This is a genomic window from Flavobacterium frigidimaris, from assembly GCF_002217275.1.
GTDB classification, from domain to species: domain Bacteria; phylum Bacteroidota; class Bacteroidia; order Flavobacteriales; family Flavobacteriaceae; genus Flavobacterium; species Flavobacterium aquidurense.
The window spans coordinates 13,169-25,998 of the sequence record NZ_MUGV01000015.1 but is presented as its reverse complement, the minus strand read 5'-3'; the positions used below and the strand labels follow the sequence as shown (position 1 = coordinate 25,998).

General features: G+C 32.7%; 16 protein-coding genes. 12 read left to right on the top strand and 4 right to left on the bottom strand.

The window, feature by feature from the left end:
- Window positions 1-54: 54 nt before the first annotated feature.
- The 3 genes from B0A65_RS07700 to B0A65_RS07690 all read left to right on the top strand — a co-directional run bounded on the left by B0A65_RS07700 (window position 55) and on the right by B0A65_RS07690 (window position 2,815).
- Window positions 55-645, top strand: a complete 591-nt coding sequence (locus B0A65_RS07700; RefSeq protein ID WP_074660345.1) for a DUF502 domain-containing protein — start codon at window positions 55-57, stop codon at window positions 643-645.
- Window positions 646-708: 63 nt separating this feature from the next.
- Window positions 709-1,665: a geranylgeranylglycerol-phosphate geranylgeranyltransferase gene (locus B0A65_RS07695; protein WP_074660344.1), complete on the top strand. Its 957-nt coding sequence runs from the start codon at window positions 709-711 to the stop codon at window positions 1,663-1,665.
- 241 nt (window positions 1,666-1,906) lie between these two features.
- A complete protein-coding gene (locus tag B0A65_RS07690; RefSeq protein WP_074660343.1) occupies window positions 1,907-2,815 on the top strand; it encodes a pseudouridine synthase in 909 nt (302 codons plus the stop codon).
- A 63-nt stretch (window positions 2,816-2,878) separates the two neighbouring features.
- Here B0A65_RS07690 and B0A65_RS07685 read toward each other — a convergent pair whose 3' ends face one another.
- Together B0A65_RS07685 and B0A65_RS07680 are read right to left on the bottom strand one after the other, a co-directional pair.
- Entirely contained in the window at window positions 2,879-3,481 is a 603-nt protein-coding gene (locus tag B0A65_RS07685) for a DUF937 domain-containing protein (protein ID WP_074660342.1), read from the bottom strand.
- Between the two features lie 283 nt (window positions 3,482-3,764).
- Window positions 3,765-4,265, bottom strand: coding sequence for a DUF456 domain-containing protein (locus B0A65_RS07680; protein WP_074660341.1), 501 nt, complete (start codon window positions 4,263-4,265; stop codon window positions 3,765-3,767).
- A 46-nt stretch (window positions 4,266-4,311) separates the two neighbouring features.
- On the opposite strand from B0A65_RS07680, the gene B0A65_RS07675 reads away from it, so the two are divergent.
- Both B0A65_RS07675 and B0A65_RS07670 read left to right on the top strand, forming a co-directional pair.
- Window positions 4,312-4,695, top strand: a complete 384-nt coding sequence (locus B0A65_RS07675; RefSeq protein ID WP_074660340.1) for a hypothetical protein — start codon at window positions 4,312-4,314, stop codon at window positions 4,693-4,695.
- Between the two features lie 44 nt (window positions 4,696-4,739).
- Window positions 4,740-5,225 carry a hypothetical protein gene (locus B0A65_RS07670; RefSeq protein WP_074660339.1) on the top strand — a complete coding sequence of 162 codons (486 nt, stop codon included), beginning with the start codon at window positions 4,740-4,742 and terminating at the stop codon, window positions 5,223-5,225.
- Window positions 5,226-5,354: 129 nt separating this feature from the next.
- Here the strand turns inward: B0A65_RS07670 and B0A65_RS07665 are convergent, their stop codons facing one another.
- Entirely contained in the window at window positions 5,355-6,458 is a 1,104-nt protein-coding gene (locus B0A65_RS07665) for a glycosyltransferase family 2 protein (RefSeq protein WP_074660338.1), read from the bottom strand.
- Window positions 6,459-6,648: 190 nt separating this feature from the next.
- Window positions 6,649-7,584, bottom strand: a complete 936-nt coding sequence (locus B0A65_RS07660) for a lysylphosphatidylglycerol synthase domain-containing protein (RefSeq protein WP_074660337.1) — start codon at window positions 7,582-7,584, stop codon at window positions 6,649-6,651.
- 119 nt (window positions 7,585-7,703) lie between these two features.
- Between B0A65_RS07660 and ruvC the strand changes: the two genes are divergently transcribed.
- The 7 genes from ruvC (at window position 7,704) to B0A65_RS07625 (ending at window position 12,824) form a co-directional block, all read left to right on the top strand.
- Entirely contained in the window at window positions 7,704-8,258 is a 555-nt protein-coding gene (ruvC, locus tag B0A65_RS07655; RefSeq protein ID WP_074660336.1) for a crossover junction endodeoxyribonuclease RuvC, read from the top strand.
- 154 nt (window positions 8,259-8,412) lie between these two features.
- Window positions 8,413-9,546: a radical SAM family heme chaperone HemW gene (gene hemW, locus B0A65_RS07650; protein ID WP_074660335.1), complete on the top strand. Its 1,134-nt coding sequence runs from the start codon at window positions 8,413-8,415 to the stop codon at window positions 9,544-9,546.
- Window positions 9,547-9,675: 129 nt separating this feature from the next.
- Window positions 9,676-10,053, top strand: coding sequence for a GxxExxY protein (locus tag B0A65_RS07645; protein ID WP_074660334.1), 378 nt, complete (start codon window positions 9,676-9,678; stop codon window positions 10,051-10,053).
- Window positions 10,054-10,129: 76 nt separating this feature from the next.
- The gene (locus B0A65_RS07640; RefSeq protein ID WP_074660333.1) at window positions 10,130-10,885 is read left to right on the top strand and encodes a cyclase family protein; all 756 of its coding nucleotides are present in this window, start codon (window positions 10,130-10,132) and stop codon (window positions 10,883-10,885) included.
- A gap of 35 nt (window positions 10,886-10,920) precedes the next feature.
- On the top strand, window positions 10,921-11,982 hold the full coding sequence (locus B0A65_RS07635) for a DUF4421 family protein (protein WP_074660332.1): 1,062 nt from the start codon (window positions 10,921-10,923) through the stop codon (window positions 11,980-11,982).
- A 90-nt stretch (window positions 11,983-12,072) separates the two neighbouring features.
- Window positions 12,073-12,477, top strand: a complete 405-nt coding sequence (locus B0A65_RS07630) for a GNAT family N-acetyltransferase (protein ID WP_074660331.1) — start codon at window positions 12,073-12,075, stop codon at window positions 12,475-12,477.
- Window positions 12,474-12,824 carry a DUF4260 domain-containing protein gene (locus B0A65_RS07625; RefSeq protein WP_074660330.1) on the top strand — a complete coding sequence of 117 codons (351 nt, stop codon included), beginning with the start codon at window positions 12,474-12,476 and terminating at the stop codon, window positions 12,822-12,824. The genes B0A65_RS07630 and B0A65_RS07625 overlap by 4 nt, the downstream gene beginning before the upstream one ends.
- Window positions 12,825-12,830: the final 6 nt, after the last annotated feature.

Here is a 12,830-nt window from a genome sequence, read left to right as displayed (position 1 = left end):
TCGATTATTTGAATACATTTTCCTGAAATTTTTCCCTAAAAAAGGTATTGAAGTATGAAAAGTATTTTAAAGATTATCAAAGCAACTTTTTTAGGCGGAATTCTCTTTTTAGCCCCATTAATTTTATTATTGGTACTTCTGGAGAAAGGGTTTAGCATTATTCAAAAAATCACAAAACCAATAGTTCATCAATTTCCTGACGTAAAAGTTTTAGGATTGGCAATTGAGGAAATCATAGCTATCTTTATTATAGCTTTTATTTGTTTTACAGCAGGTTTAATCGCCAAAACTGGTGGCGCACAAAAATTGATACGAAAATTAGAAGACGGAATATTAAGCTTCGTTCCCGGATACTCTTTCATGAAAAACATGAACGAAAGCATGTTGGGTTTTGAATCCAATGAAGATTTAAAAGTCATTTTGGTTCCTACAGATGCTGGTTTACAATTTGCTTTTTTGGTAGAAGAAATAAACGAAAACAAATTTGCTGTTTTTATTCCCGATGCTCCAAATCCGTGGAGCGGTTCTGTAGTTTTTGTAGATAAAAAAGATATTACAGAAGTGGAAATCTCTCAAAAAGAAGCACTGGCCTGCATTCGAAAATTGGGTTACGGATCGGCGGCATTATTAAAAAACAAACTTTAATCATTCGGTAGCTTCGCTAAAAAATCTTAAATTACACCCCAATCTCAAAAATTTAATCAAAAAATGTTAAGCAGACAGCACAAACTTTTAGTAATGAAAATTGTTAGTTTGTTCTCTGTCGTAAGAGGCTACAACATTCCGATTATTGTTTTGGCACAATATTTATCAGCGATTTTTATATTGGCACCTGAGAAGAGAGCGCTCGATATTTTACTCGATTTCAATTTATTTTTGATTGTTTTTGCTTCGGCAATCACCATTGCTTCAGGATATATTATCAATAATTTTTACGACAGCCAAAAGGATTTGATTAACAGACCAAACAAATCAATGCTGGATCGTTTGGTGAGTCAAAAGACAAAATTGTCGGTATATTTTACTTTGAATTTTATTGCGGTTTTAATGGCATTCATTGTTTCCTGGCGTGCTTTTTTGTTCTTTTCGGCCTATATTTTCCTAATTTGGTTTTACTCTCATAAGATTAAAAAACTTCCAATTGTTGGAAACCTGACCGCTGCTTTTTTGGCCGTTGTGCCATTTTTCGCGATTCTTTTGTATTTCTACAACAAGATTTCGTTTGAAGAAATTGAAGATCACATGAGTCATTTTATGGTAATTTCAGCCCATGCGATTTTCTTGTTTTTATTGCTACTCATTCGCGAAATGATAAAGGATTTAGAGAATCTCAAGGGCGACTTAGCCAACGATTACAGAACGATTCCCATACTTTATAATGAAAAGGTTTCAAAACAAGTTATTACTGCTTTGACTGTTTTAACTGTACTTCCGGTCTATGTTCTGATCAACATTTATGATGTTGGTTATATGGACATTTACTTTTATGTATGCTTTGGCGTTATGCTTTTTTTTCTGATTTATTTGTGGAAGTCAAATTCTAAAGAACACTATTTATTACTGCACAATGTTTTGAAATTTCTGATTGTATCCGGCGTTTTTTGCATTGTTTTGATTAATCCGAGTGTTTTGTGGCACGGAAAGGCTCTTATTTCTCGGTTTTAGTAAGTTGTTACACAGAGATTCACCGAGAATTCCACAGAGATTCGCAGCGTTTTTTTTAAAACTTTGTGTAACTCCGTGTTTAACTTTGTGAAGCTCTGTGGAATAAAACAACAGTAAAGTGCATAAAAAAAGCCAATTACAAGTCTTTAAACCGCCTAAAAACGATAGCTATTAATCTAAGGACAATGAACTTAGGATTATTTAGCAAGAATAAACTATCTTTGCACAAATTACAGAATTTATGAACAATAAGGAAGGCAATAATCAAAGAGGCGGTTCTAGACCAAATAGCTCTAGGCCAAACTCTAACAAGCCAAAACCTCCCATGGCGAAGCGCGCTCAAGGGCCAAAAAAAGTAAAGCCGGCTGTTAAGGCTGCTGAAGAAGAAAAGGCAGAAAAAATTAAAAAACAGAATCAGGCTCCAAAAAGACAAAAAGCTGCAGACGAAATTCGTTTGAACAAATACATCTCTAATTCAGGTGCTTGTTCGCGTCGTGATGCCGATATATACATTCAGTCTGGAAACGTTAAAGTAAATGGCGTTCCGGTTACTGAAATGGGTTATTTAGTGAAATTAAACGATGTCGTAAATTTTGACGGTGTTACTTTGACTCCTGAAAAGAAAGAATACATCTTGTTGAACAAACCTAAAAACTTTACAACTGCACTTGATGAAGGTCAGGAATACCGTAACGTTCTGGAACTTGTTCGTGGTTCTACAACAGCAAAAATTGCTCCGATTGGAAGAATGGACAAAAACACAACTGGTTTATTGTTATTCACCAACGATACAGATATGATTCGTAAATTTACTTTACCGAGTCAGAAATCGTCTAAAATTTACCAGGTTTCACTAGACAAAAACTTAAAATTTGAGGATTTAGAAAAAATCAGCAAAGGTTTGGTTCTTGATGGACACCGTGTATTTGTTGAAGAGGTTAGTTATATTGATAATGAACCAAAGAGCGAAGTTGGACTTAAATTACGTTCATCGAATGTAAAAGTGGTTCGCGCTATTTTCGAAAACTTCGAATATGATGTTTTACGTATAGATCGTGTATCATTTGCAGGTTTAACCAAAAAGAATTTACCAAGAGGTAACTGGCGCTTTTTGACCGAGCAAGAAATTATCAATTTGAAAAACGTTTAATAAACAATTCAAATTCAATAATATAAATCCTGTTTTACTTTTGTAAGATGGGATTTTTTTTATTTAGAAACTGAAAAAATTATGTCCAAAAAGGGTAAAAATAGATCTTCCCATAGATTGATTTTTGTCTTCAACAGCTTCGTAACATGAAAATCCTAAGATGATTTTGATTCCTGGCTGGATGCTGTTTAAAATTTCTCTTTTCTGTTCTTCAAGAAGTAATTTTAAACTGTCTAGTAGCTGAATGTTGTTCTTAAGGTATGAAACTACTAGTAATGCTGAGAAGTTAAGTATTTCTCTTGCTGTTTCGCTTTTGATTCCGACTTCATTTGAAATCATTTCAGAAATTCTTCCTTTTTTTTCAGTAAAAATTCCTTTCAATAAAGCATTTCCTTCTATACGGTAACAATCATCGACTGATAAAATTCTTCCTGAGGTAAAATCGACTTCCTGATAAAAAGTGGAATCATCTGCAATTAATGTGGTAAGCTCTTTGTAGAAACCCGACTCCTCGGCCCTATTGTACAATCCCATTAAAATGGTTCCGATCGAGACATCGATTCCTTTGATTAAGAGTGCATCATTTTCAAAATAAAACTTGTTCAACTTGGAAACAACATTAGAAGAAATAAAACGTCTAAGTTCAATTTGTAGGTTAGGAGTCATACTTAATTTATTTAAAAAAATTATTTATACTTATTCAAAATAATCGATAAAAGGGGCTTTTTTATCGTTTATCAGGATAAAAATATAAAATATTTTAACATTTCCAAAGATTAAGTTAAAAATTTAATACTGAATTTAACAATTGTTTTAGCAGAAAACTCCGGACTATCAATAAACATAACCGTTTTGTTATCAAAATAAAAAGAAAATATTTTTAAAAAAAATCAAATCTTTCCTTAATAGTTTTAAAAAATAGGAAAAAGCTTAGGTCAATGTTACATAATTAAAACAATATGTTTCGATATTCCCATGTTACATGCAGAAAAACACCTAGAAAAATAATACAAAACATAAAATTGATAAAACTCGAGGCAAGAAACCCGAGTAGCGAACCGGTAGCTGCTTTCAAAGCTCTTTTATGATTTTTGGAATCATAAATAAGTTCGCCAACAAATGCACCAACAAATGGTCCGATGATAACGCCAAACGGAATTGGAGACAAAATTCCAACAATCAAACCAATATTTGTTCCCCAGACTCCGTAGGAACTTCCTCCAAATTTTTTGGTTCCCTTCGATGGAATTACATAATCGAGAATGGTAATAACTATGGTTATCAAAAGTGTAATTCCCAGAACCCAATAGTTGTTTTCGACCGCTTTTGTTAAATACAACAACAACAATCCAACCCAACAACTGGACAAACCAGGTAAAACAGGCATAAAACTACCAAAAATACCAATGACAATGCATATAAAACCGAGTGTAAACAATAGTAAATCCATATATTTTTTTGTAAATTTGTCTAGCAACAGTCAGAAAAATTAGACAATGCATAGCCTTTTAAAATTATTTTTTATTTGTTTCTTGATCCTGGCAATCAACGAAATGACTTATGCACAAGCTAAAAAACTGTCTGTCGATGATCGATTACTTCAGGACAGTATTTATAAAAGTAATAAGAAAAAAGTATTAAATTTCTCTATGAAGGAATTTGACGCGCTTTTTTTCGAATATTTTAATCGAAAAAATGATCCGAAAATTGTGTTTACGAAGACTGAATTTTACAATTATACGGTTCAAATTGCTACATTTTCAGACAGACTCGCTTCTTTATATCCGGATCAGAAAGAAATTGCCGCAACTAACAAGGAAAAATGGCTTTCAGAAAGCTATGAAGAATATTTGCAATACAAAGGTTCGCAAAAAAAATAATCGTATTTTTATAATCTAATCAGTTCACAATCAATATTAAAATCTTGAAGCAGTTTTCCCTTTTTTTAGTTTTTATCATTTTTAATTCTTGCCAATATTTTGACAAGCAGGTTCCGTCTGAAAAAGAATTACTTCAAAAAGAGTTAAAAGCAATCAACTGGAAAGAAGTCGACGAATATCCCTCAGTTCCTGAATGCGAAAAAATAACCGACAAAAAACTGCGCCAGCAATGTTTTTTTGAGGTAATGGGACAACTTATTGAAGCAAAATTAGACATTGATACTTTATCAATTCTTTATCCTGAACTGGATACCATCGAAGTCAAAGTAACCGTTTTCCCGAACGCAACAATGAAATTTGAACCGCAGTTTCCTAAAGACACTGTTGCTTATGATACCATTAAAATCGATAGTATTCTGCATGCTCGTTTAGTCGATTTCCCAAAAGTAAATCCGGCAATTAAACGCGGAATTCCGGTAAAAACCCAATTTATTCTGCCTGTTATTATTAAGGCTAAAGATCAGAAATAATTTTTTTTACCACCATTGTTTTTTCACCGTATAAGCGATATAAGAACATTTAAAAATTTGGTTTTACTATTAGAAATATAAGAAGTTATTTCGTCTTATTTGGAATTTGGATTCTTTTGCATCGGAAATTTAAATTCGGAACTTTCTTCCCTTCCATTCATAAGAGCCAAACAAACTATACAAAGCCACAGCCGAACTGAAAAAAGGATAAAACAGACTGCTTAAAACCAAGCTTTTAATTCGGCTTCTTGTCAGGAATTGATTCGTGCTGTAAAGCAAAACAAAATCAATCCCGAATTTAAAAAAGACGAATAAGACAAATATTGGATAGGACCAAATTCCGAACAATAAAAAGAAAAATCCGATTACAAAGCTCAGATTTCCAAAGAAGACAATCAATCCTAAAAACTTTCCGAAACTACTTTTATAAGAACTTGTTTTGGCTGCCCAGCGTACTCTTTGATAAAATAAAGCTTTCCAGTTCTCTGCTGGTTTTGTAATTACGATTGCTTCTTCGGCTTTTAAATAATGAACTTCTTTTGGAAATTCCTCCGCAGCTTTTTGCAATAAAAAAACATCATCGCCGCTGGCAATTTTATTGTTTCCTTCAAATCCATTCAGTTTTTCAAACAAAGATTTGGTGTAGGCAAAATTGGCTCCATTGCACATAAAAGCTTTATTTAAACCAAAACTTCCGATTGTGGCACCTTGTAAACTCGTTAAATCCAATTGTTGGAAATGATGCAAAAACGAATTTTCACATTCATATGAAACGGCACCCGCCAACATCGAAACCTGATTTTCCTGAATATAATTATCGAAGATTACGAGCCAGTTTTCAGGCACAATACAATCAGCATCTGTAGTAATAACCCAATTGGTTTTTACGTGCTGCATTGCTGTTGTAATAGCGTCTTTTTTTGGTGAATTTGAAACGCGAATATTGTCAATCAAACTAACTTGAAACTTGAAACCTGAAACTTGAAACTTTTCTTTAGAACTATCATCAACCAAAATTACTTCGAATAAACCCGTTGGGTAATTTAGCTTTGAAAAGCTATTTAAAAGATTCGGAAGATTCTCCTCTTCATTCCGAAATGGAACTATGATTGTAAAACTCGTTTGTGGTTTTAAATCTGTTTTTTGATATTTTTTGATTCGTAAAAAACCATAAGTAAGTAATCCAATACTAGATATATAAATAACTAAAATTACAGTTAGAATAATGGTCATCATAACTTTTATATAAAAAACATGTTATCAAACATGTAGTCCCTAAGGGACATTTTAAAAAATATTTCTCACTATTTCTACCAATATTGAACTCCTAACGGAGTATATCTCGTAGAGATTATATATTGGTAGTCAAGAATATCGCACCCGCAAATTTGTCCCATAGGGACTAAATATAATATTATAAAAATTATTCATCTTGAATTCCTTGCGAGGTCTTAAAATTCAAAACATAATAACTTCCCCAAACTACTGGCAATACCACATTTAAGAACCACATTAAGGTACTTATAAAAATAACAATCCATTCGTTTACCTGTAAAATTCCGAAGAAATAAACAGCCACACTTCCTTTTACAGCAAAATCTAAAAACTGAAAAGTGGGTAATGAAGAAGCCAAAAAGTAAACAACCGCAATCGTTGCAATCAAAGTCAAATAAGGTAAATCGACATCAAAAGCCAGGAACAAAAAGTAATATTGATGCGAAAAAACCACATAACGTAAAATTCCTAAAATGATATTTTTACGATGAATTGGTTTCGGAATTTCATTGATTTTCTGAATCAGTTTTTCAATGGAATAGCCTTTTATTTTTATACTTTTTAAGAGGAAAGAGGCAAGAAGCAAGATGAAAGATACTGCGATAATTGTTAGAACCCATTTCCAATATCCCAGAAAAAGTAAACCGATTGTTCCAAAGATTACTGTTAAAATCATTTGGATTCCGTTGCAGATTAGATTCAGAAAAACGACATTTTTAGCATCTGATTTTGGATAATACAATGCTTTTCCGGCGTACTCTCCTACTCCATTTGGTGTGAAAATTCCGGCAGTTAAAGCAGCTAAAACTTGTTTTGTGGCTTCTCCTAAAGAAATTTCATGAATAACTTTTGCCAGATTCTGCCACTTTAAAATCTCAAAATAGCGATTCAAAACACTCAAAAGCAATATAAACCCAATTCCTAAAACCGATTGATTTTTACGAAACAAAACAAGGAACTTCTGCCAATCGAGTTTATCGTTGTTCGCGAGCTGATTGTAAATAAAATAAAATGCACCGCCTACAATCAAAAGTTTGATCAGAAGAACAAGGAATTGCTTAGCTTTGTGAGGAATTGAAATCATGCCGCAAAAGTAATCAATTTGAAAATGTGGCAATGAGAATGTGCCAATTAGAAAATTAGAAAATGAGTCAATTTTCTAGAGCGGAAACTTGAAACCTGAAACTTGAAACAAAAAACTCCTTGACAAAAGAACGCATCATATTAGGAATCGACCCTGGAACTACAATCATGGGTTTTGGACTGATTAAAGTCATCAACAAAAAAATGGAATTTTTGCAGTTGAACGAACTGCAATTGTCCAAATATGACAATCATTACCAAAAACTAAAAATCATTTTTGAGCGTACCATCGAATTAATCGAAACGCATCATCCTGATGAAATTGCGATCGAAGCTCCTTTCTTCGGAAAGAATGTTCAGTCGATGCTAAAATTAGGACGTGCCCAAGGCGTTGCAATGGCAGCTGGCCTTTCAAGAGATATTCCGATTACAGAATACGAACCAAAAAAGATAAAAATGGCGATTACCGGAAACGGAAACGCCAGCAAAGAACAAGTTGCCAAAATGCTGCAACAACTTTTAGGTTTAAAAGAATTGCCAAAAAACCTCGATTCAACAGATGGTTTGGCAGCCGCTGTTTGTCATTTCTTTAATTCAGGAAAAATCGTGGCTGGAAAAAGTTATTCGGGTTGGGATGCTTTTGTGAAACAAAATGAAGACAAAGTGAGTAAATAAGATAATGTGCCAATTAGAAAATGTGTCAATTAGAAAATTAGATAATTCTTGGATTGAGAATATACATTATCTCTTTATCAAATTTTCTAATTTTCCCATTATATTGACCATCTACATCATTATCTAATTGTCACATTTTCTAATTATCTAATTAATGAGCGGTATCTACATCCATATTCCTTTTTGCAAGCAAGCTTGCCATTATTGCGATTTTCACTTTTCGACTTCAATGAAGAAGAAAGAGGAGATGGTTTTGGCTTTGGCCAAAGAAATTGTCATGCGCAAAAGTGAATTTGGAAATGATGTTGTTGAAACCATTTATTTTGGCGGAGGAACTCCTTCTGTCTTGACAAATGAAGAAATAAACTTTCTAATCTCAGAAGTCTATAAAAATTATAAAGTCTCAGATAATCCTGAAATTACGCTTGAGGCCAATCCGGATGATTTGTCTTCAGAACGAATTTTAGCATTATCCAAAAGTCCGATAAACCGCTTAAGTATTGGGATTCAGTCTTTTTATGAAGAAGATTTAAAAATGATGAATCGCGCTCATAATTCGGCGGAAGCCAAAAAATGTTTAGAAGAAGCGACTAAGTATTTTGATAATATTTCTTTGGATTTAATTTATGGCATTCCGGGATTAACTGATGAAATGTGGAAACAAAATATTGAAACTGCTTTGAGTTTTGGCGTTCCGCATATTTCAAGTTATGCTTTGACAGTTGAACCTAAAACAGCTTTGAGAAAACTAATTGATACCGGAAAAATTGCTGAACCACAAGACGAAGTGGCTTCCAATCATTTTATGATTTTGGTCGACACCCTTCAAGAAAACGGTTTTATACATTATGAATTGTCCAATTTTGGAAAAGAGAATTATTTCTCGAGGAACAATTCGGCGTATTGGTTAGGCAAAAAATATATAGGAATCGGGCCTTCGGCGCATAGCTATCACGGCGAAAAAAGAGGCTGGAATGTAGCCAATAATTCACTTTACTTAAAATCGATTCAGGAAAACATTTTACCACTTGAAACGGAAATATTATCTAAATCGGATCGTTATAACGAATATATTATGACGGGATTGAGAACCATTTGGGGTGTTTCATTAGAGCGAATCGAAAAGGAATTTGGTTTGAAATATTTGGACTATCTGCAAAAACAAAGTCAGAAATTCCTAAACGATGATTTACTTTCAATTGAAAATGACATTTTAAAACCAACTGCAAAAGGAAAATTTCTGACAGATGGAATTGCTTCAGATTTATTTTATCTAAATTTGGAATGAGAGCTTAACCGCAAGGTTCGCTAAGGGTTTACGCAAAGTTCGCAAGATTTAATTTTTCATAGGAATAATCTTATTTTTTTATATTTTAATTGTATTTTTACAAACCTTAAAATATAATTAAATTACTTTATGTCAGAGAATGAATTATCAAGAATCGTTTTTGATTGTGCTTTAAAAGTCCATCAAACTTTAGGCCCGGGACTTTTAGAAAGTGCTTATGAAGAATGCCTCTATTTTGAATTAAAGAAGACAGGTTTAAGAATTGAAAAACAAAAACCATTACCATTAATTTACGAAGAAATAAAACTAGAAATTGGTTACCGATTAGATATCATAATCGAAAATAAATTAATTTTGGAAATAAAATCAGTCGATGCTTTAAATGAAATTCATTTTGCTCAACTATTGACTTATTTAAAATTAACGGATTGCAAATTGGGTCTATTACTAAATTTTAATGTCATCTTGATAAAAAATGGAATTAAGAGAGTTGTAAATAAACTATAGATGCTAAATTAAAAAGCAAAAAATAAACCTTGCGAACCTTGCGTAAACCCTTAGCGACCCTTGCGGTTAAATAATCATGCTAGCAAAAATCAACAACTTCGAAATCGACTTATCAAAACCCATCGATATTTCAATTCCGTTAACCAATACAGACGAAAACCCGATTGCATGGTACATCGAAAAACCAGTTATTGAACCTGTTATTTTTGGTGATTGGATTGGGAAAGTTTCGGAAGGAAAATCATCAACGAATTTCAATAATATTTTCTTTAATCCGCACGGACATGGAACGCATACGGAATGCCTGGGACATATTACAAACGATTTTTATAGTATCAATCAGGCTTTAAAACAGTTTTTCTTTTTTGCCAAATTGATTACAATTGAACCTGAAAAGATTGGAGAAGATTTGGTTATTACGAAAGATCAAATTTCGGCTTCTTTAAATGGAACCAAAACGGAAGCCATTATTATCAGGACACTTCCAAACCAGGCAGCAAAAAAATCAAGAAAATACTCGAATACAAATCCGCCTTATTTGTCTGAAGAAGCGGCAATTTTCATCCGCGAAAGCGAAATTCAGCATTTACTGATCGATTTACCAAGCGTTGACAAAGAACATGACGAAGGAAAGTTATTAGCGCATAAAGCGTTTTGGAATGTAAAAGACACGCATCAACTAAATAAAGATGCAAGATTTGAAGCGACAATTACCGAAATGATTTTTGTTTCTGATGCAATTCAGGATGACGATTATATATTAAACTTGCAAATTGCTTCTTTTGAAAACGATGCAAGTCCGAGCAAGCCTGTTTTATATAAAATAATTTAGTAGTTTTATATTCACTAATCCGCAATCCTTTCGCATTGAAACCAATAAAGAAACAAAACTTCAAAATTACAGCCCATAATACAATTGGATTATGTGTTTTTCTGCTCGCTTTTTTATTGAATTTCTCTTCACTTTATAGCCAAAACGAGAAATCTCAAGACACCGCAAACTTTATTTATTATCCTGATAAAATAATGATCAGGACAAATTTGAGCACCCAAACTGACAACTATTTACTCAATAATAAAAAGGGATCAAATCTTGACTTGCAAACCAATAATAGTTACAAACTATTCTTAAGTATTGATTATAAATTTATAGGTTTCAGTTACGGTTTTTATCCGAAGTTTTTTGGTGGAAATAAAGACGAAGACCTAAAGGGGAAATCGACTTTCTCCGATTATAACTTTCGTTTCTTTTTAGGACGCTGGCTTCAAACAGTAAATTACAGTAAAACAAAAGGATATTATGTCGCCAATATGTCTGATTTTGAACCAACCTGGATTGAAGGAAAAGATCCGTATCTTCAATTTCCTGATTTTAAGACATTACAATTAGGAATGTCGACTTCTTATCTGTTTAACCCTAAATTCTCACTGAAAAGTATCACATCCTTTACAGAATGGCAGAAAAAAAGTGCCGGAACTTTTCTTCCGTCTTTAATTTATAATTACAACACCATTCGATCAAAAGTAGACGATCTTGACGGTAAACAAAAAGAGTTTGACCTTAAGCTTGCAGCAGGATATTATTATAATTTTATCATTCACAAAAATTTTTATGTTGCTCCCAATTTATCTCCATCCATTGGAGTGAAATTTATGAAAGATAAAAGTAGAGATGCCGGAGTTGAAACCATAGAGAAAGACACCTATTTTACCAAAAATCTGGATGGCGGGCTTAAGATGGGATATAATTCGGACCGAATACTTTTTGGTGCCAGTCTAAATTTCAGCGTTAGCTCCTATAATGAAGATAAAGACAACATTATTAGTAATGATAAAGTTTATGGATTATTGTATTTTGGTTACCGTTTTGATGCACCTGGTTTTATTTCAAAACCTGTAGAAAAAATTGACAATAAAATTAAAATGTAGTAAAATAAGTTGCTAAGGTTCTGAGATATTAAGAAACTAAGTTTCCTTAGTGTCTCAGAACCTTAGTACCTCAGAACCTATTCAAAAAAAATGAATCAAATTACCGTTTCGACCGATAAAAACAAACTTGATGTTCCTTTCATACAAAACTTTCTAAAAGATATTTATTGGGCCGCCGGACGAACAATTGAAGAAGTTCAGACTACTATTGATGCTTCTGTTTGCTTTGGAATCTATCTGAACGATCAACAAATTGGTTTCGCACGTGTCATTACAGATTTTGTAGTTTTTGGATATGTAATGGACGTTTTTATTACCGAAGAACATCGCGGAAAAGGCTATTCGTCTATTTTAATTGAAAATATGATCAACGAACCCATTTTAAAAAACATTCAAATTTGGAGATTAGCGACAACCGATGCTCATTTTTTATATGAAAAATTCGGCTTTAAAGCTTTGGAATATCCTGAAAAAATGATGGAGAAGAAACTATGAAAACAATAATCAAACTAGAAGAATTAGGTTTATTTATACTCGGAATCTATTTGTTTAGCCTTTTAGATTTTGAATGGTGGTGGTTTTTGGTGTTAATTTTAGCTCCTGACTTTTCGATGCTTGGTTATATTTTTGGAAATAAGAGCGGCGCATTTTTTTACAATATATTTCATCATCGCGGAATTGCGGTTTTGTTGTATTTAATAGGCTGTTATTTCAAAATTGAAATTTTACAACTTACAGGAATTATATTATTTTCACATTCGGCGATGGATCGATTTTTTGGATATGGTTTAAAATATGAAAGTGGTTTTAAATACACCCATTTAGGTGAAATTGGTAAATAATAAACA